Genomic DNA, 24,369 nt, shown 5'->3' with positions numbered 1-24,369 from the left:
TCATGAAGAATCTGGGGTTCTTAATTCAGTCGGAAACTGATGGAAGACTATCTATCGACAATTGGGCATTCGCAATAGAAACCATACCAAACAGGCAGGTCATGGTTAATAGAATTCTGGCTTTCATTATTACTTATTTTTAGGTTTATGTTATTTAATTATTGTATTAATGCTTCTATATAACTGAGGTTACTGACCCCACCCCCTGCCCCTCCCCTACAAGGGAGGGGAGAGAGGCGGCTTCCTCTGCGGTTCTCCCCTCCCTTGTAGGGGAGGGGCAGGGGGTGGGGTCAGTATTGTTATTATTCATGTCTGCTTTCGTCTATTCGAAAAGTTTGCTGCAAATATATAAAACAATGTGATTGGTTGTAAGAGAAATGCAAGAATTTGTAAAATTATTACGATTAATTAACCAAAATGACACAAAAAAAGGTCTTCACTTGATGAAGACCTTTTTACCGTTTTTAATATAGAGTCCGCGACGGGGATGATCGATGCGCTGACCCTGGAGATTATAATAGGAGTTATCCTGAAGTCGTTCGGGAATACTTGGTGCCACACCGGCTGTTGACGTGGGCAAGTCGCTATAGACTTTCTGCCAGTCGAACACGCGATAGAAGAACGGACGATAGTAGTCGGCCGAACCTCTGGCGTTGAAGTTCATCCAGAAGTCGTCGGGGTCGCTATTGGTCGAGAACACCAGCTCGCCTTGGCGCGAGAGGGCTGGATGGAGGTTCACCATATAGAGCCAGTGATAGGCTTGCGACCCAAGCTTGTCAAGATGGTCGGGTAAGCGGAACAGCAGCTTGCGCTCGTCGAAAGGACCGTAAGGCGTTCTGGAACGATAGATATAGACATCGGTAGAGAAGATGGGTGCCTGCGAGGTCATGAAATACCAGTCGCCCTGCTTGAACACCCATGGCAACATGATGGCATAGCTGCTGGATGCCATGATGTTGGACCGACGGCGCTCCTCCTCAGTAGGATAGGTGTCCTGCCAGTTCCACTGTCCGTTGGCATCCTTGATATAGTATTGCCAAGGACTATAGAGGTCGCGGGTCTGCGAACGTGCCACCACCGTGCCCATATTTTCTACGGCATAGAGATAGCAGTGACCATCTTCGTCCTCCCACAGGGTGGAGCCATAGGCACAAGGACCCACAAACTTGTTGGGTGTGTGACTCTCGCGATAGAGGTAGTCGCCCTCGTGAGGCAGGTAGTCGGGAATGGTGGGCAGATAGTAACCCTCGGGCTCGTTGCCATCCAGGCTGTAGGTGGCCAGCGAACCGTCGAGGTTGAGCAGTTCGGCCGACTCCACGCCCACCCATATCATCTGCAGTTTTCCGTTATAGACCGTGCCATCGCCCGACCAATAGACCTTCGTCTGGTCGATGTCGCCAGCAGCGATCTCGGCAGCGGTCTTCTCGCCTTGTGGGTGGCGCAGGTGTGTACGGGCATGGAAATAGCGGTCAGCGCTGGCATCGGTCCAGTTGACATAGTCGGCCAGCCATACCAGGTCTTGAGGCGTCTCGCCCAGCACACCGTCGCGACACTTCTGCACCATGATGCTGTTGCGCGGGAAACTGCAATTGCCACGCGCACGCAGACGTTCGTTGACAACGCCATAGAAGCTGTCGTTGAAGGTCCACAGCACATCGCCATTGGGCAGGCCCACGGTGAGCACGCCATCACCACCATTCCATCCGAGCGTGCGTGTGAACAGCCCGTTATACTTCAAGTCCTTATAGGCCCGTGCCGTTCCGGCATAGGTGGCATTGGGCATAGCCTCCAAGTCCCACTCAACAGGTGTGGCCCACTCCATATCGCCAGGTCCGTCCATGCTGCCATCCGCATTGGTGACACGGATGCTGGTGTCGGTGAGGTAGAAGTTGGTGATGCTGTCGGCCTGGAAGGTAGCCACACGGGTGGCCCAATCACGGTCCACGGCACCTATCTGGTTGACCTTATCGTGGGCTATATGACCAGCCACATAGTCCAGATAATAGACACCGGTCTTGTCGCTTGAAGTAGCAATGGTGTAGTTCACGTAGATGCTATCCACACGTTTTGTCGCATCATTGCCACTGAGCAGGGTTTTGAAGTCGCTGGAGGTGACGAATCCCAACCATGTGTAACCCGCGCGCGGATAGCAGCGGTTCAGTAGGTCGGTATAGGCCTGGCTCGACTGCAGGCTACGCGTGATGGTTTGGTTATAGTCAGGGTCGCCCGTATCGGTCGTGGCCTTGGCCACCTGAGTCATCACGATTTGCCCATCGACCTCCCATCCTTCGGGCACACGAATACCAAAAAGGCCATAGACATGCTCCACGCCACCGGCCGTGTTGTTGGTGTCCTTGATAACCATCTTGCCATTGAACACATTGCCCTTGACAATGCTGTGAGCTTGAACAACGAGCGTGATCTTATAGCACGACCAGCACAGACAGGCAGCCACAGCCAACAAGGCAACATTGATAAACAGGAAACGTTTGCGATTCATAAGTTAGCGTTTGTTATGATGAAAAAACTTTTGGAAAAACAAGATCTGATAATCGATAGCATTGGCCCAATATTCACTGTTGTGACCACCGGGACGCTGAATGAAGTCGTGGTCGATGCCACGGCCCAGCAGACGCTGGTGCAGGTTCTTGTTGACCTCGAGGAAGAAGTCGCTTTCGCCACAGTCGAAGATGATGGCCAGCTGATGGTTCTGGATGCGGTCGATGAGGTTCACGGCGACATGCTCGTCCCATAGCTGCTTGTTGGCAGCCATCTCGCCCAACTCGTCTTGGATGTTCCAGTTCTGAGGAAACGGGCGGAAGTCCACGCCACCGCTGGTGCTGCCCACAGCACCAAACATGTCGGGATGGCGCAGGGCTGTGTGGAGCGCACCATGACCGCCCATGCTGAGTCCGGTGATGGCACGTCCCTCGCGACTGGCGATGGTGCGGTAGTGGCTATCGACGTAGCTGATAAGTTCGGAGGAGAGGAAGGTCTCATAGCGCACCTCGGGATGCTGGGGACTGTCGAAATACCACGTGTTATAGGCACGTGGCGTCACGAAGATGACGTGCTCACGGTCGGCCACATCGGCCAGGTCGGGACGAATCTCGAGCCACGACCGTTCGTGACCGTAGGCACCGTGCAACAGGTATATCACAGGACAAGGGCCTTCGCCCTTGGTGGGAATCACCACGGTCACCTCTACATCGCGGTTCATGGCCTTGCTGAACACCTTCTTAGAATCAATGCGCCCCGCACTGACTACCATCACGACAGCCAGGCAGGACACAAAAGATAACAACCTCTTTACCATCATTAATAATAACTATAAACTAATAACTTCTGAAAAAAACTTGTAGATATACTAACTTTAAAACTTTTGATTATCGCTTGACTGGCGTCAGCACCACCTTGCGCACCTGGGGCTTGTTGATCTGATAGATGCGCTCCACGATGAGGTCCATCTGGCGCTGAAGCATGTCGCGCACCTCTTTATGGATCATCTTGTCGTAGAGGCCACGCTTGGCAGCCACCCAACCATCGTCCTGTCCGGCACGGAAGGTGCGGGCAGCCTGTTCGTCGTTCTGGTCCAGCATGCCATGCTTCATGAAGAAGTTGTACTGCAACCAGGCGTAGTCGCGGAACTGGCGCTCAATCTCCCAACGGGTCTCGTTGAGTTCCATGATGGTCTTGGCCTGCTGGTACTGAGGTGTGTGGCGATAGGTGGCCAGGTTGATGCCCTGAGCCAACTGTGCTGCCGAGAATGTGTCGATGAGCTGACCATCGATGAGCAACTGGTAGTTGCCCTTCAGGCCCGTCACAGCGAAAGCCTCATCGTCCATCTCAGCCATGAACTGAGGAATGACCTTCAGGGCGTCGGCCTGCTGGCGCTTATACTCCCATCCACGAGCGATGGTGTCGATGGGGAAAGGCAGCGAGTTGGCCAGATAGTCGAAGCTGACCACACCGCTACGGTTTTCGACATTGGTGATGGTGCAGTTGTCGCTCTTCAGCACCTTCTTGCTCTTGGCGTTGACCTCGACGTCGGCCACCTTCTTGCCAGCCATGCCCTGCGCCTTCAGGAACAGATAGGCCATGACCAGATGACCGTCGTTGTCGGGGTGGATGCGGTCGTTGCCACAGATAGTGAACTTAGGATTGAGCTTCTGTTGCTCCTCGTTGATTTTGGTCATAGGTGCCCAGAAGTCCACGAACTCCCAGTGGTTGGCCTTGGCTGCCGAGTCCTGGAAAGCCACAATACGGCCAATGGTGTTGTTCTTGTTGCGGAAGATGTTATCGTTGAAGGTGGATGTCTGGTCGTAGGGCGAAGTGCCAATCATCACCATACGTGTGTCGGGACGGTTCTGCAGTCGCTTCTCAATCTGATAGAAGTATTTCTTTGAGGTGGCCAGTTTCTCGGCTGCAAACTTCTCGGGCTCGGGACCGTTGTATTCGAAATAACCGCTGTCGTTCATACCGAATGTCAGGGTGATGACATTAGGCCGCTTGGCAAATACGTCGCCATCCAAACGGTTCAGAATCTCAAGACTGGTGTCGCCACCCACGCCACAGTTGGCCATCCACATCTCTTCGAAGGGGAAATGCGTCATGTAGTAAAGCCAGATGTAAGAGTGGTAATGACCGCCATCGGTGATACTGTTGCCAACGAAACAAACGCGGTCTCCCTTCTTGAAGGGGGCTACCTGCTGGGCCTTCATAGCCAGAGGCATGCTAGCCAACAGCAGCAGAGAGATTAAGATATTCTTTTTCATATTGATATTGATATTTTTTTAAGATACATTCAGATAGAAATGAAGACGACGCAGCGCCTTGGTCATGTGGCACTCCACCGTGTTGACCGAGATGCCAAGCTGCTGGGCAATCTCAGCATTGCTTTTATCCTCGTAGCGGCTTAGCTGAAAGACGGTCCTGCTCTGGCGCGGCAGGTGACTGACGGCCTGCTCCACCCGAGCTGACAACTCACGATACTCCACATAGCGCATAGGGCTCTCCAACTCGCATGCCAAACACAGGTTGGCCCACTGGCTGCGACGATGTTCGCGCACATAAGCCAGATGCTTAAGGTAGTCCTGACACTTATGGCGCACGGCAGCATTGGCATAGGTGCGGATGTTGGCGACGAACGACAACCCTTCGCGGCGCTCCCAAAGCTTCACCAGCACATCCTGAACCAGATCTTCGGCATCCTCACGCGCTATCCAGGCCGATGCCATTTGCACCAGTCGAGGGAAGAGTTCCGTGTAGAGCTGATCATAATCCATCAATGCAGTTTTTAGCTTATTGGTTTTCGCTGGCAAAGGTAGCCAATAAGCCGATGACGATACATAAAAATCGAACACAAAAAAGCAAAAATCGAACCAAACTGCCTGTCAAAAGGCCTTTTGGTTCGATTTTCGCTTAGATTGCTATATTTTTATTTCTTCAGCTTGGCAGTGGCCGAGGTGCCTTTCTGCCAGGGTGAATAGATGACCTTGCCACCTACCAACTGACCGATGCGCAACCAGCGTACGGGGTGCTCGCGGCGACCAGCCTTCTGCTCGAGAGAGACGGTGAGCAGCTTTCCTTCGGCCTTGGCCTGCACCTCATAATCGGCATAGTCGCCATTTCGATAACCGAAACCTTCGCCAGCATCCTCATACAGGCGACCGCAGGCCTTGCCATTGGCATCGAGGTTGACCAGGACGGTCAGCGAGTCGGTGCTATACTCCTCGGTGTTCTGACTCAGATTGGCCAAAGGCAGCACGGCACCCTCGCGCAATGAGAGGCGAGCCTGATAGCCATCGTCACCCTGCTCCAGGGTGAAGGTCTTCCAGTTGCCCTTTGGCAGTGCGGGGTTCTCGGCCCAACGTGGCACGATGAGCAGGTCGGCACCCAACATGAAGGCCTGCTGCTCGCTGCGCAGACGCTGGTCCTCGGTATCGCTCATGAAGACAGGACGCATGACGGGCAGACCGGTCTCTGAAGACTCGCGGAAGAGGGTGTAAACATAGGGCAGCAAGCGATAACGGCGGTTGATGGCCGTGCGGCACACCTTCTCTACCTTCTCGCCAAAGGCCCATGGTTCCTGCTGCACCTCCTCCAGACTGCAATGGTTGCGCACGAAGGGGAAATAGACACCGATGGCCGTCCAGTGAGCCAGCAGCTCGCCATTACAATCGCGGGCAAAGCCACCAATATCAGGACCATTGAACGCCTGACCGGTGAGTCCCATGTTCAAGGTCATGGGGATGCTGGCCTTCATGTGCTCCCAGGTAGAGGCATTATCGCCTGTCCACGTGGCAGCATAGCGCTGACCACCCAGGAAGTTGGAACGCGACAGCACGAAGGGACGCTTCTGAGGATTGGCTGTCAGGATGCCCTGACGTGTGGCACGCACCATGTTGTAGCCATAGACATTGTGATAGCGCAAGTGAGAACCGGCCACCTCGACAGCGCCTGCGGGCGAGGCAATGCCATGCTGGTTGTCCTCAGGCATCGAACTGTCGGGACCATCGAAGACGGCAGGCTCGTTCATGTCGTTCCATACACCATCGATACCGGTGGCCATGAAATCCTTATAGAGTGTGCTCCACCAAGAGCGAACATCCTGACGGGTGAAGTCGGGGAAATGGCAATCGCCGGGCCATACCTTGCCAACGAAGTTCTCGCCATTAGCCTTCTTCACATAGTAGTCGCCGGCCATACCTTGCTGATCGACGAAATAGGTGGAATCGACCTTCACGCCGGGGTCAATCATGAACACGGACTTGAAGTGCTTCTTATGCAGATAGTCATTGAACTTCTTGGGATCGGGCATCTGCTCGGGCGAGAACGTGAAGATGCGGAAGCCATCCATATAGATGATGTCCATCCAGATGACGTCGCAAGGAATCTGTTTCTCACGGAAGGTATCGGCAATCTCCATAGCCCAGGTATCGGGCACATAGCTGTGACGACACTGGTGGAAGCCCAGAGACCAGAGCGGGGGCATCTCCATGGTGCCGCTCAACTGGCCCAGCTCCTGCAGCACCTCGGCAGGGGTCTGGCGCTCGATGATGATCACGCGGAAGGCAGGGCCCTCACTGTCGAAGCGCACCTCGCGACCCGTGGTCAGCTTTGACTTCCATGTATTATCAGCAATGATACCAAAGGCGGTGCCATCCTTTCTGACACCAAGCACCCAGGGATGGGTCTGGTAGAGACGCTTACCGCCTTCGGTCATATAAAGACCGTTGTCTTTGTTCCACATGCCGATGGTCTCGCCATTACGACGCAGGTCGCCATAGACCTCGCCAGTGCCGTAGAGGTCGGCATCGCCCACATTGATGGTGGCAATGCTATGACCGTTCTCCTGAGTGAACACAGGTTTCAATTGCCAGTTGGCAGCCAGTTGGGTGGCTGTAGGCGTCAGTTCATGAACAAAGATAGGTGATGGCTGGTGGTTGGCAGCATCGTAGTTCTTGGGATAGAAGACAGCCACACGGTCGCCTACCATCGTGGACACCTGGGCTGAAGCCGTGAGCGACAGTGCCGTCAACAGCGAGAGAATTAATCTTTTCATTCTGGTTTTTACTTACTATTATTAATACTTAGTGTTACACACAGCGACACCGACACGCGAGTCGGCACAACCATAATAAAGAAGCCAACGCCCCTTATGATACACTAACCCTTCTGCAAAAACCGTGCCAGCCGGATACTGCCCGCTACGCTCGTAATCGGCCTCGGGAACAAAGAAGGGTTCGTCAAGTCGGTCGAGCAGTTGCGTGGGGTCTTCGGCACTGAAAAGGGCCTGTCCGGCGCAATAGGTGTTAGCCACATAGCGGTCATCGCCATCAGGGCCATCCAGGTTCTTGCCATTATAGATCAGCACGATGCCCTGCTGGGTAAGCACGGCGGGCGGTCCGCATTCGGTGAGCTGACTGTCGAAAGCGCCCTTGCGCGGCTCCATGACACGCAGAAGTTCACCATGCTCGTCGAGCAACGGGGTCCAGTCGATCAGGTTATCCGACGTGGCTACGTTGACAAACTGTTCGCCCCAGTACATCCAGTACTTATCGCCGATACGTGCCACCACCTGACGGCCGTCCTTAAGACAGGTGACAATAGACGCCGACTTGGAGAAGTCGTCCTTGAAACGACCGCCATAGGCCTGTGCAAAGGCAGGACCGTGCTTCTGCCAGGTGACCAGGTCGCGAGAAGTGGCAACGGCCAGTCGTGCCTGCTTGCGGTTCCACTGGGTGTACATCATCACATAGAGGCCATCTTCGGTCATGACTACACGGGGATCCTCGCAACCGCCGGGGCACTCGAGGTCGGCCTGGTCGTCAGTCTGAGAGGGATAGAGCACAGGTGCTCCATGCCGCTGGAAGAACAGTCCGTCGGGCGACGAGGCATAGCCGATGCGCGAGGTGCGCTGACCAATGCCGATGGCTGAGTTATCCTCGGCCCTATAGAGCAACACCACGCGGCCGTTGAGAACGGTAGCCGCAGGATTAAAGGTGTCGCTGCCCTCCCACTTCACCGCCTCGCCACGCATGGGACAGAAGAAGACGGAGTTGGTGTCGGGCGAGATGACGGCCCCCACATTGACCGGACGCTTGAAAGGACCGAGCGCCCATGACTTGGACTGTTCGGACGAGGATTTGCAGCCCATCAAGGTCAGCATGGCTGCTACAGTAAAGAGAAGTGACTTATTCATAAGAAGGAGGTGCTATCTGCGTGCCCCACTTGCGATGAGGACTGGCAGCGGTTTGATATTGGAGTGTGGCGCCATCGATGATGGTCTTCAGGTCTAACCAGGTGGACAGGTGCTCCCGACCATTGACGGTAAGACCAGTCGTGTATATCTTCTTTTCGGAACCACCCTTGATGATGACATCGCCATGAGGCAGGTGGATGGTGGCATGGGGGAAGACGGGGGTGCTCAGCGCAAAACCGCCCACGCCGGGGATCATGGGATACATGCCAAGACACGCCCACACATACCAGGCACCCATGGAGCCCAGGTCGTCGTTGCCAGGCAGACCATCGGGACGGTCGGTGTACTGCTCGTTGAGGGTGCGGCGTACCACCTGCGACGTCTTCCAAGGGCAGCCCACCCAGTTATAGACCCAAGGCACCTGGAAACTGGGTTCATTGCCTGAGGCGAACCAGGTGTCGCCATAGCCAGCATCCAAGCGCCTGAAATAGGTGTCGAGACGCTGTTCGGCCTTGGCAGGTCCGCCAATGATGTCGATGAGCCCCTTCAGGTTGTAAGGCACCATCCAGAAATAGTCCTGATAGGTGGCCTCGCGGAAATCCTCGCTGAGGGGCTTCCAGGAGCCATCCTCATTGCGGGATTGCAGCCATCCCGTCTCGGGATTGTACAGGTTCTTCCATGAACGCGCCATGTGGAAATAGCGCCACGAGGCAAACTCATCGCCAGCAGCATGAAGCGCATACTGGCCAATAGCGAAGTCGGCAGAGGTGTACTCCAGCTGGATGGATGCAGGACAATAGCCTTTCTCCAGATACTGCTTCAGGTGGGGGCGTGTCTCCTCCTGTTGTGACTTGGCGCCTGGCACCTCGGCACCACGACGCATGATGTCGAACAAAGGTTTGGGGTCGTAGCGACGGGCACCAAATGCCCAGGCATTGCTGACCAGGATGGCCGAGGGATCGCCTTGCATGATGCCGGTCTCGATATTGGCCAGCACCCAACGAGGAAAGGAACCACCCGACTGTTCGGCAAACAACTGGTGAGAGACCACGATATCACTGGCCCAATCGGGTTGTAGCAGGGCCAACAACTGAATCTGGGTGCGATAGGTGTCCCAGTTGCTGAACTGGGAATAGTACTTGGCATTGGTCTGGTGCACCTTGAAATCGGCTCCCATATACTCGCCATTGACATCGCTGGCCACACTGGGATGAATGAAGGAACGATACAAGTGGGTATAGAACTGCGCGGTGCGACTGCTGTTGCCTCCCTCTACGTCGATGAGCGAGAGCATCTTTTCCCAGGCATCCTCCGTCTGCTGACAGACAGCATCAAAGCACCAGCCGGGGTTCTCCTGGCGCAGGTTCTCCTTGGCATTCTCTACAGAGACATAGCTGATGCCCACCTTATAGTGGACAACAGACTTGCTACGGGTGTCGAACGTGAAATAGACGCCCGAGAACTCGCCCTCGGCAAAGGTATCGCCAGGATGAAGGCGGTCGCCCTTCCACGTACCGGTGACAACAGCATCGGCATCAAACTCTGCCGCCATATAGACTTTATAGGGTGTGCGGATGCCACAAAAATAGCCACCATCGGCATAGCCCTCTACACTGTGGGGCGACGTGACGACAAGTGCAGCCTCGGTGATGCGTGTGGCAGCAATACCGGCGCCGATGATGATGGTATTCTGACGGGAAGAGTCGGGGAATACATATTCTGCCATGCCCGTGCGCTCGGTGACGGTGAGCGCTGCCTTCACATCGCCATTGACATGGGCCTCGTAATAGCCAGCATGACCACTCTCGCCCGTCACCTGAAAACGGGCATTACGTATCTTGTCGGGAGAGGATTTGAGAGCACCTTTCACAGGGAATGTGGGAAAGTTGCCCATATGCTCGCATCCGCCACCACTATTCTGATTGACAACGAATCCGGCGTTCTTGGCAAAATAGGTGGGGGTGAACTGCACCATACCACCAGGATAGGTGGCTCCGGGAAAGAGATAGCCAGAGGTAAGGCCTGCGCCCTGCGTGCCGATAAACGGGTTGACAAGACGTGCACGAGAGCCCGCCCATAAGGTCTGTCCGAGGGCAGCTAAGAGGAAAACAACAAATAGTTTTTTATGCATACAATCTTTTTATAATTAATCTTTGAATCAACTCAGCGTGATCTTCTTGTCCTGGCCTTGGAAAGCGAGAACGGTGCCGCCTGTTTGGAAATGGCTCGCTGACAATTGGGGACTGACGACATGTGAAGGACAAGGTGGCCGCCCCGACTGATTTCATCGTAGGTCAGGTAGTTGCGTTCGAAAGGCTGTCCATTCAATGTGGCAGAATCGATATAGACATTCTCTGGACTGTTTTTCAGCGCCTCGACCACAAACTGATGACCATCCTCGGTGGTCAATGTCATACGACCAAAAAGGGGACTTCCTATCACATACTGATCGGTGCCTGGAGTGACTGCATAGAGACCCATGGCGCTGAGCACATACCATGCAGACATGCCACCTTGGTCCTCATCGCCTGGGAAACCTTGTGGACCACTGTTGTAGAGACGGTTCATGATCTGGCGAACCCAATACTGAGTCTTCCAGGGCGCGCCGGCATAGCTATAGAGATAGGGCAAGTGCTGGATGGGCTGATTGCCATGGGCATATTGTCCCATATCGGCCAACTGCATTTCTTTCATTTCGTGGATGACACTGCCATACCATCCGGGCTTCACGGTGTTCTCCATCGTGAAAACACTATCTATCTTTTCCACAAAGGAGCGATCGCTGCCAAAAAGGTTGATAAGACCTTGCACATCGTGGAAGACAGACCAGATGTAATGCCAGGCATTGCCCTCGGTATAAGGGCCACCCCACTCCAGCGGATCGAACGGTTCGACAAAGGTGCCATCGGCACCACGACCGCGCATGAAACCCGTGGCGGGATCCCACAGGTTGCGATAGTTCATCATCTGACGCCCGAACACACGTTCCCAATGTTTCAGGCCCGCAGAACGTGCCAACTGCCACGCACAGAAATCGTCGTAGGCATATTCTAAGGTCTGGGTGACACTGCCATGCGACTCGGGAAAAGGCACATAGCCCATGGTGAAGTACTCCTTCCATCCTGCACGACCATTAGCACCACCCCAGGGACCCTTGTTCATCGCCTCGTGGGCATAGGCTTTCAGAATGCTATCGGCAGAAACCGTTCTGATGCCTTTGGCCCAAGCATCGGCCAAAAGAGAGATGGCGTGATTGCCCACCATGCCGCCGGTCTCGCCAGGGAAAGACCAGGATGGCAGCCAGCCACACTCGTGCTGGGCCTGAAGGAGTGCTTCCATATAGCGGCCCTGCTGGGTAGGGTGAAGAAGACAGATAAGCGGAAACTGCGAGCGGAAGGTGTCCCAGAAGCCGTTGTCGGTGAACATATAGCCATCGTGCACACGGCCATCGTAGGGACTATAATAATAAGGGGAACCGTCGGCACGGCGCTCATAGAACTTACGCGAGAAGAGGTTGGCACGGAACAGACAGGAGTAGAAGGTGCGCAACTGCTCGTCTGTGCCACCCTCCATCAAGACACGACCCAACAGGGCATTCCACGTCTGACGGCCGCGCTCACGGGTTTGTTCCAGCCGATGGTCGTTGCCCAGTTCGGTCTGCAGGTTTAAACGGGCCTGCTCCTCGCTGATATACGACGAGGCCGCTTTCACCTGCACCTTGGTGCCTGGTGCGAAGCCAACATAGATGCCCCCACTCCATTGGCCATGCGAGGTGAAGGGCTTGTCGAACTGCAAGACGAAATGACAACGGAAGGTCTCTGCATGATTGACAAAACGCTGGTTGTTGACCCAGCCCACGATCTGACGATGGGGGGCATCGACCTTGAACTCAAACTGACCGGTATAGCCATCGAGCACCAGCCATGACTGCTGACCTTTGGGATAGCTGAAACGGAAATGGGCACCACGCGTGGTGGGCGCCACCTCGGCGGTGGTGCCATCGCTTAGGCGCACCCGATAATAATGAGGAAGCGCCGTCTCGTCGTCATGAGAGAAAGCCGTGGCACGCGCATCGCCATCGGTACGCAACTGTCCGGCAACGGGCATCAACGAATAGACAGCATAGTCGCCCACCCATGGACTGCACTGATGCGACTGACAAAGTCCACGCAGGGTCTTAGCCTGCCACTGGTACTTCCATCCATCGCCATTAGCTCCAGTCTGTGGTGACCACAGGTGCATGCCAAAAGGCATGCCTGTGGCCGGGAAAGTATTGCCGTGGCTCAATCCGAAATCAGACGCTGTACCTTGGCGGGTATCCACAAAGCGGGTCAGATCGACCCTCCGGGCATGCACGCCAGAGAACAGGACCATTGCAAAGAGCGACAAGCATAGTATTCGTTTCGTACTCATGACGATATCTTTTTCTTTTAATATTATCTAATGGAATCAGAACGACATAGACACACCGAAGTTCAGCACGCGCTGGTTCATGTAAGCATCACCAGCAGAGTTGGTCTGAATCTCGGGATCCTGCTGATACTTGTCGTAGCTGGTCCAGGTGAAGAGGTTATAGGCATTCATATACAGACGCAGCGAACTGAGGAAGTTGGGGGTCCACTTACGTGGCATATCATAGCTCAGGTCGATGGTCTTCAGACGGACATACCAAGCATCGATCAACCAGAAGTCAGACATATAAGCCGAAGCACTGTTGATGGTTGCGGGGTTGCTGGTCAGACGTGGGAACTCGATGCTCTCGCCATTCAGGTAGCGCTCCAATGTCCAACGCTTCTGGTGCAAGGGCTGGAACTGACTCTTGAAAGGTTCGATACCAGTACCTACAACACTGAAACTGTAGTTGAATGAGCCTTGGAACAGCACACTCAGGGTCAGACCCTTCCACGAGCCGCCGATGGTATAACCCAATGTGGTGTTAGGCAGGTTGGGCAGTCCGATGGCACTCTTGTCATAGTCGTTGATGACGCCATCTTCATTCAGATCCTTATACTTCAGGTCGCCTGCCTGCACAGGGATGTCGGTGTTGGGCACGGCAGGAGCACCCTCAGCTCCGGCCTGTATGAGCGCGATATCCTCGGGGGTGTAGTAGCCAATCCACGTATAACCGAACTGCTGTCCGATGCTGTGGCCCGTCTGTGCCAACCAGGCATATCTTTGCTGAGCCTCAGCCATGTATTCAATCTTGTTCTTAGCATAAGAGAACACCAGGTTGGTGTTGAAGCTGAAGTCGCCCCAGTGGTTGCGATAGCCAATCTGACCGTCGAAGCCCTGATTGGTGGTACGAGCCACATTGATGGGCGAGGTACCAATACCCAGCATCAGGGGGATATCATTGCGGTAAACGAGCTGGTCGTAACGCTTGTCGTAGAAGTAGTCGAGCGTGATAGACACACTGTTCCACAGGTTGATGTCAAGACCGAGGTCGAATTTCTTGGCCTTTTCCCATGTCACGCGGTCATTGCCAAGAGCACCTTCGCGATAGCCCTGGAACCACTCTTCCTCGTACTCGGCAAACTGGTAGCTGTTGCCCTTTTCATAAACCTGGTTATAGAGGTAACGGTTGCCCATGGCCACGTCGGAACCTACGAGACCATAGCTGGTACGGATCTTCAGCAGTTCGACACCTTTCACATGGTCGCGGAACCAAGGCTCCTCAGAGATGGCCCAACCGGCACCGACAGCGGGGAACCAGCCGAAACGATGGTCTTCCTGGAAACGATCAGAACCATTGTATGCCACGTTGAAATCGAACAGATAGCGGTTCTTGTACTTATAGCTCAGCTTGAGCGTAGAACCCATGAACTTCTCGGGCACCTTAGGCTGTCCGACGAAAGCGGGAGTATTCAGTTCGGTGGTAGTGCTCTCGCGGTTGTAGAACAGCATACCCTCCACATCGTGAGCCTCGTTGAACACACGGTGGTAGTTGAGCGAGGCCATGAGGTTCATATCCTTAATGGCAGTACGAGGCTCAACGGTGATGGCAGGCACGCCCTTGGTGAACACATTGTCGGGGTTAATGGTGTAGGTGCCATTGGCTGAGTTGTAGTGCCATGTGGGGTACTCGCCACGCCATGCAGAACGGGCATTTTCGTCGATGGTAGAATAGGCCAGACGCACATTAGACGACAGTCCCTTGGTCAGGAAGTCCATGTTCCAAGTTGCCTGATAGAGCAGGTTGTTGTCATTACGACGTGAACGCACATAACCCTCGTTAGCCAGGCGGGCATTCAGTGTGGGGCGACGTGAGTCGGTGTCATAGAGGTAGGTATAAGTACCGTTGGGGTTCATGACGGGAGCCGAATAGGGATGCATGGCCGAGAAGTTGTAGATCTCGCCCGTGGCATTGATGCCTCGTGGCTCGTTGATGTTCATGAAACGAGAGGTGATGTCCAGGCGCATGGTGAGATTCTTGCTGACCTGGAAGTCGAGGTTAGAACGGAAGTTGAAACGACGATAGCGATAGTTACTGTTCAGATCATCGCCAGAGTCGAAGTCGCGCACCAGACCATTCTGTCCGAAATAGCCAACAGACACGAAATACTTCAGGCGCTCGGAACCACCAGACACATCGACATTGACGTTAGACTGCTGGGCAGACTTCTTGAAAATCTCATCATACCAGTTGACATCGGGATGACCGTAGGGGTCATCGCCCGTGCGGAAGTGCTCGATATCGGCATCTGTGAAACGAGGAGTCAAGCCATCATTGGCACGAGCCTCGTTGACGAGCTGAGCAGTCTCGTAGCTACCCAGGAAGTTGGGCGTACGTACCGGCATCTGAACACCCGTCTCCATACGCACATTGATCTTGGGCACACCGCTCTCACCACGACGGGTTCTAACCACAAGTACGCCATTGGCACCCTTGATACCATAGACAGCTGTCGTAGAAGCATCCTTCAGGATAGAGATGCTCTCAATCTCGTTTACGTTGATTTGCGACAACTGGTCGTATGTATATTCCACATCATCGACAATGATAAGAGGCTTGTTGCCATCGCTGTTGAGCGAGCTGACACCACGGATGAAGAAGTCACTGGCATCCTTACCAGGCTGACCGCTTCGCTGTTGTGAGAAGAAACCAGGCAGCTTACCGGCAAGCGCGTTCTGCACGCTGCTGACAGGCACCTTCTGAAGTTCCTTACCATTGATAGCGCTGACAGCACCGGTCAGTGTGATACGCTTCGCCTGGCCATAGCCCACAACCACCACTTCGTTGAGCAGACTATTGTCGGCCTGCATCACGACATCGAGTCTGGGCCCCTTTACCACGGCCGAGTACTGGCGGAAGCCCACATAGGTGAATGTGAGTTTTTCGCCTTTGTTGACCGTGAGCGTATAAGCACCGTCAATATCGGTGGCAGTACCTTTGCCCGAAGTACCAGCCTTGACAGTGACGCCAATCATCGGTTCACCATCATCTTCTGAGGTAACAACACCGCTCACCGTGATCGACTGGGCTGAGATGAGCATGCATGTAAACAGACACGCAAAGATAAATATGAGTCGTTTCATAACTTATTTCCAATTGGGGTTCTGAACCATGTTCCTATTCTTGTTGACTTCACTGAAGGGGATGGGATAGAGATAGTTGCGCGTGGTGAAGTTGACATTCAACACATCCACACGGCTGTAGGTGGTAGTACCCGAGCTCTGAACAATCTGCATACCCTGCAAAGGCTTGGCAAAGACCTGCTCTGCGATTCGCCAGCGACGGATGTCATAGTAGCGCTGCTCCTCGAAAGCCATCTCGATACGGCGCTCGTTACGAATCACCTGGCGCATCTCATCCTGCGTCATGCCGTTCTTCAGACCATAGCTGTAGCCGGCCTCAGATCCTTTCTTGATACCAGCACGCTTGCGCAGGAGATAGAGTGCATTATAAACCTCGGAAGTAGGTCCTACCGACTCATTCTCAGCCTCAGCAAAGTTTAGCAGGATCTCCGCATAGCGGAACATGACCCATACATGGATGACAGAAGAATACTCGCTGGCCGTCTGGAACTTACCCATGAACTTGCACATGTAATAGCTGGTGAGCGAATAGTCACTGCCATTCGCAGGGTTATGCGTACCACCCTGCCATGTGGCCAACTGAGTGCCTAACCACTGTGAGCCGTTGTGAAGAACAGTCATGTCCAAGCGTGGATCACGATTGGAATAGGGATCAGCATCAGAATAAGCATAGGCAGGACTGTCACCAGGCATACGACCATCGGCCATGGGGAACGCATCGACCAGGTTCTGGGTAGGACACGTACGGCCGTTACCCATACGACTGCCACTGAATCCGAGTGGACCATTATATACCTCAACACTGGTGTTGTTTCCACCCTGGCGGAAGAAGATCAGTTCTGGATTTCCACCATAGTCGTAGAACTTCAGGAAGACATCACGCATATCCTCAGTCAGTGTGAGGCTGTCCTTACCCTTATGTCCCTCGCCCTCGATCAGGTCACGGGCTGCATCGGCAGCACGCTTCCAGCGTGCAGGGTCATAGGATGCGTAGCCCACCAGTTCGTTGCCACTCTCCAGTGTGTTTCCATTGAACAACGGAGAGGCCGCATAGAGCAGCACGCGCGATTTCAAAGCCTGACAAGCCTGCTTGGTGGGTGCATGGCCAAACTCAGCCACATTGCTCATGGTACCTACAGAACGGAGAGAGTCCTGAATATCGTCGAGTTCGGTGACGATATAGTCAACACACTCGGCAAAAGTGTTACGAGGCAGTTCCACATCATCATTGAGCGTAAACACACGATCGCCAATGATAGGCACACCACCATAGCGGCGCAACAGCTGGAAGTAGAACCAGGCACGCAGGAAACGGGCCTCGGCCTTGAAGGTAACGCCCAACGGACGAACCTGCCCGAGCGCATTCGTATAAGTGGCACGATAAGGCACCTTGTCGATGCCCGAGAGTAATATGTTCACTTTACGGATACCGGTGTAATACTGTCCCCAGCGCATGTCGCCGCCCACACCGTTACTGGCCGTGTAACGACCAGTGGCGAGGCGCAGCACATCGGGCTCGCCATCCATATCAATGCTGATGGCATCGTCAGAGGCAGCATCCAGATAGTCGCCGCCCACACGGTTGTGGCCATTCTCCATGATATCATAGATGGTGTTCAGGTACTGACGTGCCTGCTTACCCAACGAGTCGGTGGTAGAAAACAGATAATCGTAGGTGAACTCATCAGCAGGAAGCGGCTCATAGCCATCCATACAGGACGTGAGCGTCATGATAGACCCTGCAAATATTAAGATATAATATTTAATTGCTTTCATTGAACTGTCTGAGTTTAGAAGTTGAGATTGATACCTGTAAAGAAGCAGCGCTGCAAGGGTGAAGAAGTGAAAGACACCTCGGGGTCAACCAAATCGCAGGCAGAGAAAGTGAGCGCGTTCTGTGCGTTGACGAACACCTTGACGCCCACCCCTCCCAGATGCTTACGACAGAGATTTTCGGGCAGATTATAAGCTAACTGCACATTCTTAAGACGGATGAAGTTGCCATTATGCATCCAGAGTGATGATCCATAATAACCACCGTAGTTATAGGTGTTGCCACCAGCCGAGAGACGTGGGTAAGTAGCTGTTTCGGCTGTCTCTGGTGTCCAACGTCCAAGGATGTTTTGGTAAGCCTGTCCGTAGGTGTTACCAATGCTCTGGAATCCCTCAACGAGGGTGCGGTCGTCCACATAGAGGTCACGGTTGTAAACGCCCTGCCAAAGCATAGAGAACTCGAAGCCACGGTATTTCAGTCCCATGTCGAGACCGAAATACTGCAGAGGTTTGTCGCCTCCAATGACGGTACGGTCGTACTCATCAATGATATTATCACCATTCAAATCAGCATACTTCACATCACCGGGCTGTACCTCAACACCCTGCATGACAGGATAGCCATCGGCAATATCGGCAGCCGTCAGGAAACCTAAAGCCTGCAAGCCATAGACCACACCGAGGGGGCGGCCAGTCTGGCGCAGATAGTTGAAAGGCTGCTCCTGTTCGTCCATGAACAGCAACTTGGTATATTCGATACTCCAGTTGGGTGCCACATAATAAGAGACCGGACCAATATGGTCATTCCAACTCAGGCTAACATCAAAGCCTGAACGGCGTGAGCGGCCGATATTCTCGGTAGGATAGTTTGCGCCAATCAGTTCGATGCTCTTACCACGTGTCTGCAACAGGTCGAGGTACTTGTCATAGTAGAACTCTGCTGTGGCCGACAGTTTTCCATCGAACAAGACACCGTCCACACCAATGTTCAGTTTGTGTGCCTTCTCGTAGGTGATGAAAGGATTGGCCATGGGCATGGTCTCACTGGTAAAGATACCGCCGTTGGTACCCATGGATGTTCCCTGAGGATAAGCCGCCGTGGCATTCTGTGAGAAGCGCTGACGATACTGGTAGTAACCAGAGTTGTCGATGCCGTTGCCGGTATGTCCATAGGTGGCACGCAACTTCAGTTCCTGAAGCCAAGTGGAGGTGGACTGCATGAAGTTCTCGCGAGTGATATTCCATGCACCACCCACAGCGAAGAAGCTGCCCCAGCGATTGTCGGGTGCATAGCGGTTGAAATAGCTCTGCGTGGCAGCTGCCTCCAAGAAGTAACGCTTATCATAGTCGTAGCGGATACTCTCCATGATGTCTGATGGAATCATAGGTAGGTCATACTGTACCACCTCATGGCGGGTATCACCCATGGCGCCCAGCGTCAGATGATGCAGACCGAACTGGCGGGTATAGTCGAGTGACAAACGTCCGTAGAGGTTCTGATAGGTTGACACAGCGGTGAAGCTGTTGCCCTGTGATACCGAGTTACCATAGCGAAGATAGGTGGGAACACCGTCAACAAGAGAATAGCTGTAAACAGGGTTCTGCTTGGTACGCACGATGGCCGTACGTGTCTGGTGTGCCACACTTCCTGTAAAGGTAGCAGAGAGTCCGCGTACAAGCTTATCGAAGTCGTACTTCAACGAAAGCGTAGCCATGATGTCACGCATGTTATCATTGATATAGCCAGACTCCCATGCCTGTGATGCCAGGTTGTTGGTAAAGGCGATGGTGCCGCCCCAGCTTCCGTCAGGGTTATGCACAGGATAAGCATTGTTTGGCGTACGCCATATGTTCAGCAACAAGTCACTATAGCCAGAACCAGAACCACCAGGCTGATTACCTTCGATGACACGGCCTATGGCAGTCATCGTGGCAGTGAAGTCCTCAGTGATGTTAACATTGATCTTCGACGAGATCATATATCTGTTCACATCGAAGTTGGTATTATAGCCATTGTCACTGTTGGTCTTAAACAGGCCTTCCTCGCCGGTATAGCCTAACGACACGAAGAACTGAGCCACCTTGCCGCCACCAGTCACATTCAGGTTGTAAGACTGTGAGAGGGCATTCTTCTTCATCAACTCATCATACCAGTTGACATCGGGATGAGTGAATGGTGAAGTCTGGTGCCTATAGGCATCACGGTCTTGCGCGTTATAGATGGGCGAACGACCATCGTTCTGCAGAGCCTCGTTCAGCAGATAAGCATACTGACTGGCAGAAAGAGGCTTCTGGTCCTTGACGTTGCTATGGATTCCCCACTTGGCCGTGAAACCGAAATGCAAACGGTCGTGCGTAGGCATCTTAGTGGTGATGACCAGTGCGCCACGTGAGCTCTTCATGCCAAGGAACATGGATGACAGGGCATCGCGCTTGATGGTGACACTCTCGATAGCTTCAGGATCGAGCGACACCATGTCGCGCTCAATACCATCAACGATGATGACAGGTGCCAACCCACGACTGGATATCAAGAAACGGGTGTTGTCGCCATAGGGAAGCTGACCGTAAGAGGCAGGACGATAGCCGATGAGGTCAGCGGAAGTGTTCACCGAGATGCGGGGCAGGTCGCTACCACGGTATTGGCTGATGTTCAAACCAGCGATGCGTCCCTGTAACGAGGTCAATATATCTGTGGAGAGATACTTCTCCATATCTTTTCCGCTTACCGAAGGAGCCGAAGCCGAAACAAAATCGACGGTTGTCGAGTCGCCTCGCTGAGCAGCCGACTGGCCATAGGCTTTAGAGCAAATAGCAGCCAGAGCGATAAGCATGAGTGTTGTTCGGGATATTGCTTTCATTGTGTTATTGGTATTGGTTGTTATTCACATTCAAGCTTTAGGTTGAAGGGGGTGTCGTCACCATCAGATGCGCCAAGCTGAACTTTATCGTCAGTTGACTGATTGACGATGGCAGAACCATCGGCATTGCTGAAATAGTAGTCGATGTGGTCGATGATTTCGTCAGTAGGCACGTTAAAGAAACCTGCGGGCCAGATGGTCAGACTAAACGAGCGTCCCAGGTTTGACTGTCTGCGCATCAAGGTCTGCGCACCGATGGCAGGGGCATCATATGTCTTTCCACTGACGGTCACTGCCTTGCCCTGCAGGTAGATCTCGTCGGTAGCAGCCAAAGGATTGGAAGACACAGAAGGATCGACATCAGCCTGATAGCTGATGGTCACATAATCATTCTGCAGAGCCGTCAATGGTGATAAACGGTTGAAATGACGGTTACAGAAGTCGATCGTCATACCTTTTCCGCCCGTCACCTCGAAACAGTCGTTAGCGAAAACCACTTTTCTATGATCAGTACCACCACTGAAACCATCGTCGGTATGGTTGATGAAGAAACCAAGCTTACACTTCAGATTACGCTGTCCTGCACGGGTACGTACGAAGATATAAAAAGGTTTGTCTTCGTTGTTGCGCACAACCCATGTCTTGTCTGTCTGAAAGACTATCCACTCCATATCGTCAAGCACGTTAGGCCCAACGCCATAGTCGCTGGTCAAGCACTGTGCCCAGGTGCGGCCCTCACCATTTTTTGGCAACTGCGACTCAGGAATAACCGACATGGACAATTCCTCTTCAGGGTCATCATGATAGCCTGTCTTATAGGTCACCTTTGCCTGATGCGCCACATCCCAGTCTTTGGGAGCCAACATGGCAAAAACAAGCTTCGAAGTGACGCCATTATTATCGGTAGTACGAGGTTCCAAGTGTCCCACGACAGAGAAAGTCATAGGACTGCCCGCCTTGACAGAATTGAGCTGACGACCTTCCTCGTCGGTCTGCATGATGTCGTACCTGTCGATGAAGACACAGTCAGCAGCAGACAGAGCCACAGCGGTAGCTAGGATAAACACATATGTGATATGTTTGAAGAACATCTTCTTTTTCATAGTCTATTGTCAATTATCTGTTCGTTCAAGGGTGTAAGTATAAACATTGCTGGCACATCCAGGCGAGAGGGTGATGAGCAACGAGCGCTGACCATTAACAACAGGGAAGTTGAAGTTAACATCGACACTGCTGGCAGCTCCATCCTCGAGGAATGACAACTGGAAGGGATAGAGAGGGTCGTCGGTATGCCACGTGCCATCCTTCTCAACAACGAATGGCAAGTAGTTTTCAATATGGTAACGACCATCGTCACCCATATGCAGTTCAAACTTGCTAAAGTCCATGTCGGCAGTGATGTCGATATTATTGCGGGTCACAGACTTCAGTTTCCACACCCCACCGAAACTCTTTACCGCCTCAGCGACATCATAAGGGTTTGAGTCGTCACTGAACTGCGAACAGCCCGTCAGCGCCAAAGCCATCAGTAGGACACTACCTGTTTTCTTAATTATATTTTTCATACGGAATCGTATTCTGTTAATTGACTAATTATTCTGAAACCATCTCATCATAGTAAGGGTTCTGAATGAGTTCTGGCGACTTTACAGTCTCGGCATAGGGAATAGGCCAGAAATACATGGCACGACGGAAGATGTGTGGACGCACATCAAACTCACGGGGCTCATAGGAAACCTTGCCCGTTTCCTCGTCAACGACACGTGTAATCTCTATACCATGCATCAGCTGATTCTCGGTCTGCTCGGCAATCATCCAACGACGTACGTCAAAGAAGCGGAAGCCCTCGAATGCCAGCTCAATGCGGCGCTCCAGCTGGATGGCCTCGCGCATCTCCTGTTGCGTCATGCCAACTTTCAGTCCGTACATGCCATCGGCTCCAGCGTCAATACCTGCACGACGACGAATGAGCTTCAACACTTCCAGTGGTCCATAAGTATTGCCATCGGCCAATGTCTCCTGGAAGTCAGGACCTTTCCACTCGTTGGCAGCCTCGGCATAGTCGAGCATCACCTCTGCAAAACGAATCAGCGGACGTGACTGAGGTGGCTCAATCCACCAGTTGCCCGATGCGGCACGTGGCAACATCTTACGCGTGTACAAACCGGTAGGTGTTCCCGAGTGGACAGCGTCTGACGTAGAATTCTCGCCCTGGTATGTATAAACGGGATATTTGTAATCCTGCTGGTTGCAGATACGACTACCATTATATATGATAGAGATGTCAAAACGCGGATCGCGATTCTGAGCCGGCTGCAAAGGATTGTAGGTATAGGCACTCTCACCAATGGGCTTACCGTCTATCATGGGGAAACACTTGGCAAGGTCATAGTAAGCATAGCCAGCACCACCGTTGCCGCCACATGATGGTGGGTCCAGCAACTGACAGGTTGTGATCTTGAGAGGCATCTTCTTCATCAGGATGATCTCCTGGTAAGAAGCATAGGGATAGGTGAATGTGCCGCGGGATGTATTGTCAGAAGTGACATTGACAAACTCGGCAGGCGACTGTACGGCATAGAAGCCCCAGCCGGGTTCTGGACCATCGTCTGGGAACTTATGACGGGTATGACACTCGAACAAGCGATAATCGCCCTGCATCTGCATACAACGCTTGGCAGCCTCGTAGGCACGACCCCAACGCTGAGGGTCTTTGTCAGCATAGCCTAACAACAACTTCGTCTTGTCGGTGCCGAAGCCACTACCATTATGCAGGGGACTGGCAGCATCGAGCGTCACACGCATGATGAGAGCCAGACAGGCAGCTTGGCTGATGCGACCATTACTACGACCTGCGTTACGTGGACGCAACACATTGTCATTGACGATGGCGTTACACTCACTGATGATATACTCTACGCAAGTCTCGTAGCTCTGTCGCGTGGCGTCAATCTTCTCGTTGGCACCATATATCTTGTCATAAACGATGGGCACACCGCCATAGTGGCGCAACAAGATATAGTAATACCATGCACGCAGGAAACGTGCCTCGGCCTTATACTGCAAAAGTGTTGCAGCAGCGATAGGAGCACGGTCGGCAAGTTGCAAGAACTTGTTGCAGCGACGGATGTTGGCATAACACTTACCCCATACATCATTGGTCACAATGATTGGGTTGACGGTGCCTGTAGCGAAGGCCACACCCGACGAGATTGTTGAAGACGCACGTGCCTCCGACTCGTCGGTTGCAACTTGTAGTCCACCATTACCGAAACGATCCAAATCGGTATCAAAGCCTATGTCGGCATAGATCTCCGTAAGGAATCCAGTCGCATAAGCACTGTCGGCAAAGACACTCTCTTCGTCCAAATCAGTTGTAGCCGTCTGATCCAGGAAACTGTCGTTGCACGAGACTATGCCAAGTATCCCCAGCAATAGTACAAAAAGATTTCCTTTTGCTTTCATTACTTACATTTATAGTTTTCTTAGTTAATT

At 53.1% G+C, this 24,369-nt stretch carries 14 protein-coding genes; all 14 read right to left on the bottom strand.

Annotated elements, in window-relative coordinates; genetic code table 11:
* Positions 1-436: 436 nt before the first annotated feature.
* The 14 genes from T433_RS16085 to T433_RS0114085 all read right to left on the bottom strand — a co-directional run bounded on the left by T433_RS16085 (position 437) and on the right by T433_RS0114085 (position 24,339).
* Positions 437-2,500 carry a DUF5005 domain-containing protein gene (locus tag T433_RS16085; protein WP_052357178.1) on the bottom strand — a complete coding sequence of 688 codons (2,064 nt, stop codon included), beginning with the start codon at positions 2,498-2,500 and terminating at the stop codon, positions 437-439.
* Between the two features lie 3 nt (positions 2,501-2,503).
* The gene (locus tag T433_RS0114145) at positions 2,504-3,316 is read right to left on the bottom strand and encodes an alpha/beta hydrolase (protein ID WP_027456232.1); all 813 of its coding nucleotides are present in this window, start codon (positions 3,314-3,316) and stop codon (positions 2,504-2,506) included.
* Positions 3,317-3,386: 70 nt separating this feature from the next.
* Positions 3,387-4,775: an SGNH/GDSL hydrolase family protein gene (locus tag T433_RS0114140; RefSeq protein WP_027456231.1), complete on the bottom strand. Its 1,389-nt coding sequence runs from the start codon at positions 4,773-4,775 to the stop codon at positions 3,387-3,389.
* Between the two features lie 18 nt (positions 4,776-4,793).
* Positions 4,794-5,285: an RNA polymerase sigma-70 factor gene (locus T433_RS0114135; RefSeq protein WP_044110142.1), complete on the bottom strand. Its 492-nt coding sequence runs from the start codon at positions 5,283-5,285 to the stop codon at positions 4,794-4,796.
* Positions 5,286-5,437: 152 nt separating this feature from the next.
* A complete protein-coding gene (locus T433_RS15675; RefSeq protein ID WP_044110140.1) occupies positions 5,438-7,564 on the bottom strand; it encodes a TIM-barrel domain-containing protein in 2,127 nt (708 codons plus the stop codon).
* A gap of 21 nt (positions 7,565-7,585) precedes the next feature.
* Positions 7,586-8,704, bottom strand: a complete 1,119-nt coding sequence (locus tag T433_RS0114125) for a glycoside hydrolase family 130 protein (protein ID WP_027456230.1) — start codon at positions 8,702-8,704, stop codon at positions 7,586-7,588.
* Positions 8,697-10,835, bottom strand: coding sequence for a GH92 family glycosyl hydrolase (locus tag T433_RS0114120; RefSeq protein ID WP_027456229.1), 2,139 nt, complete (start codon positions 10,833-10,835; stop codon positions 8,697-8,699). Before T433_RS0114120 ends, T433_RS0114125 begins: the two co-directional genes overlap by 8 nt.
* 32 nt (positions 10,836-10,867) lie before the next feature.
* A complete protein-coding gene (locus T433_RS0114115) occupies positions 10,868-13,123 on the bottom strand; it encodes a GH92 family glycosyl hydrolase (protein WP_027456228.1) in 2,256 nt (751 codons plus the stop codon).
* A 30-nt stretch (positions 13,124-13,153) separates the two neighbouring features.
* Positions 13,154-16,240 carry a SusC/RagA family TonB-linked outer membrane protein gene (locus T433_RS0114110; RefSeq protein WP_027450822.1) on the bottom strand — a complete coding sequence of 1,029 codons (3,087 nt, stop codon included), beginning with the start codon at positions 16,238-16,240 and terminating at the stop codon, positions 13,154-13,156.
* Positions 16,241-16,243: 3 nt separating this feature from the next.
* Positions 16,244-18,016: a RagB/SusD family nutrient uptake outer membrane protein gene (locus T433_RS0114105; RefSeq protein ID WP_044110136.1), complete on the bottom strand. Its 1,773-nt coding sequence runs from the start codon at positions 18,014-18,016 to the stop codon at positions 16,244-16,246.
* 14 nt (positions 18,017-18,030) lie between these two features.
* Positions 18,031-20,874, bottom strand: a complete 2,844-nt coding sequence (locus T433_RS0114100; RefSeq protein ID WP_027456226.1) for a SusC/RagA family TonB-linked outer membrane protein — start codon at positions 20,872-20,874, stop codon at positions 18,031-18,033.
* Positions 20,875-20,894: 20 nt separating this feature from the next.
* Positions 20,895-21,977: a DUF4961 domain-containing protein gene (locus T433_RS15670; protein WP_044110134.1), complete on the bottom strand. Its 1,083-nt coding sequence runs from the start codon at positions 21,975-21,977 to the stop codon at positions 20,895-20,897.
* Between the two features lie 9 nt (positions 21,978-21,986).
* Positions 21,987-22,439 carry a DUF5004 domain-containing protein gene (locus T433_RS0114090; protein ID WP_027456225.1) on the bottom strand — a complete coding sequence of 151 codons (453 nt, stop codon included), beginning with the start codon at positions 22,437-22,439 and terminating at the stop codon, positions 21,987-21,989.
* 28 nt (positions 22,440-22,467) lie between these two features.
* A complete protein-coding gene (locus tag T433_RS0114085) occupies positions 22,468-24,339 on the bottom strand; it encodes a RagB/SusD family nutrient uptake outer membrane protein (protein WP_027450826.1) in 1,872 nt (623 codons plus the stop codon).
* Positions 24,340-24,369 lie beyond the last annotated feature (30 nt).

This window comes from Xylanibacter brevis ATCC 19188, from assembly GCF_000621725.1.
GTDB classification, from domain to species: Bacteria; Bacteroidota; Bacteroidia; order Bacteroidales; family Bacteroidaceae; genus Prevotella; species Prevotella brevis.
The sequence above is the reverse complement of the archived record's forward strand: the minus strand, read 5'-3'. Positions and strand labels throughout refer to the sequence as shown.

Bases quoted from the DNA above. Each gene is read 5' to 3' on its own strand.
- T433_RS16085 (WP_052357178.1), bottom strand. From the start codon at position 2,500: ATGAATCGCAAACGTTTCCTGTTTATCAATGTTGCCTTGTTGGCTGTG.
- T433_RS0114145 (WP_027456232.1), bottom strand. From the start codon at position 3,316: ATGGTAAAGAGGTTGTTATCTTTTGTGTCCTGCCTGGCTGTCGTGATG.
- T433_RS0114140 (WP_027456231.1), bottom strand. From the start codon at position 4,775: ATGAAAAAGAATATCTTAATCTCTCTGCTGCTGTTGGCTAGCATGCCT.
- T433_RS0114135 (WP_044110142.1), bottom strand. From the start codon at position 5,285: ATGGATTATGATCAGCTCTACACGGAACTCTTCCCTCGACTGGTGCAA.
- T433_RS15675 (WP_044110140.1), bottom strand. From the start codon at position 7,564: ATGAAAAGATTAATTCTCTCGCTGTTGACGGCACTGTCGCTCACGGCT.
- T433_RS0114125 (WP_027456230.1), bottom strand. From the start codon at position 8,704: ATGAATAAGTCACTTCTCTTTACTGTAGCAGCCATGCTGACCTTGATG.
- T433_RS0114120 (WP_027456229.1), bottom strand. From the start codon at position 10,835: ATGCATAAAAAACTATTTGTTGTTTTCCTCTTAGCTGCCCTCGGACAG.
- T433_RS0114110 (WP_027450822.1), bottom strand. From the start codon at position 16,240: ATGAAACGACTCATATTTATCTTTGCGTGTCTGTTTACATGCATGCTC.
- T433_RS0114105 (WP_044110136.1), bottom strand. From the start codon at position 18,016: ATGAAAGCAATTAAATATTATATCTTAATATTTGCAGGGTCTATCATG.
- T433_RS0114100 (WP_027456226.1), bottom strand. From the start codon at position 20,874: ATGAAAGCAATATCCCGAACAACACTCATGCTTATCGCTCTGGCTGCT.
- T433_RS15670 (WP_044110134.1), bottom strand. From the start codon at position 21,977: ATGAAAAAGAAGATGTTCTTCAAACATATCACATATGTGTTTATCCTA.
- T433_RS0114090 (WP_027456225.1), bottom strand. From the start codon at position 22,439: ATGAAAAATATAATTAAGAAAACAGGTAGTGTCCTACTGATGGCTTTG.
- T433_RS0114085 (WP_027450826.1), bottom strand. From the start codon at position 24,339: ATGAAAGCAAAAGGAAATCTTTTTGTACTATTGCTGGGGATACTTGGC.